We start from the raw sequence: 1,022 nt of genomic DNA, 5'->3' as shown, positions 1-1,022 counted from the left end.
TAGCGATTCATCTGAAGACAGTGATTCAACAGAAGACTCAGACTCATCTGAAGACAGCGACTCAACAGAAGACTCAGATTCATCTGAAGACAGCGATTCAACAGAAGATAGCGACTCAACAGAAGACAGCGACTCAACAGAAGACTCAGACTCATCAGAAGATAGCGACTCCTCAGAAGACTCAGATTCAACAGAAGATAGCGACTCATCCGAAGATTCAGATTCATCAGAAGATAGTGACTCATCCGAAGATTCAGATTCATCAGAAGATAGCGATTCAACAGAAGATTCAGACTCCTCAGAAGATAGCGACTCATCCGAAGATTCAGACTCCTCAGAAGATAGTGACTCCTCAGAAGATAGCGACTCATCCGAAGATTCAGATTCAGACGAAGACAGCGATTCCTCAGAAGACTCAGATTCATCAGAAGACTCAGATTCATCAGAAGATAGCGACTCCTCAGAAGATTCAGATTCATCCGAAGACAGCGACTCCTCAGAAGATTCAGATTCAACAGCGGATAGCGAATCAGCAACTGCGCTAGATTCAACAGAAGATTCAGATTCATCAGAAGATAGCGACTCAACAGAAGATTCAGATTCATCAGAAGATAGCGATTCAACAGAAGACTCAGATTCGATCGAAGACAGCGATTCCACTGAGGATTCAGACTCATCTGAAGACAGCGATTCAACAGAAGACTCAGACTCGTCAAAAGATAGCGATTCAACAGAAGACTCAGATTCATCTGAAGACAGTGACTCCTCAGAAGATTCAGATTCATCAGAAGACAGCGATTCCACTGAGGATTCAGACTCGTCAGAAGATAGCGATTCAACAGAAGACTCAGACTCATCTGAAGATAGCGATTCAACAGAAGACTCAGATTCATCTGAAGATAGCGATTCAACAGAAGACTCAGATTCATCCGAAGATAGCGATTCCACTGAGGATTCAGATTCCTCAGAAGACAGTGATTCAACGTATGACTCAGACTCCAATGCTGGTAGAGACTCTACTG

General features: G+C 43.3%; 1 protein-coding gene. It reads left to right on the top strand.

All coding sequences use genetic code 11. The annotated features are described in order from the left end of the window. Positions 1 to 1,022, top strand: a 1,022-nt coding sequence (locus tag Hs20B_RS09605) for a hypothetical protein (RefSeq protein WP_191088441.1), incomplete at both ends; no start/stop codon positions are given.

It is taken from the genome of Pseudolactococcus insecticola, assembly GCF_011170065.1.
GTDB lineage: Bacteria > Bacillota > Bacilli > Lactobacillales > Streptococcaceae > Pseudolactococcus > Pseudolactococcus insecticola.
Note: the sequence above shows the minus strand (reverse complement) of the source record. Positions and strands in the feature narration are given on the sequence as shown.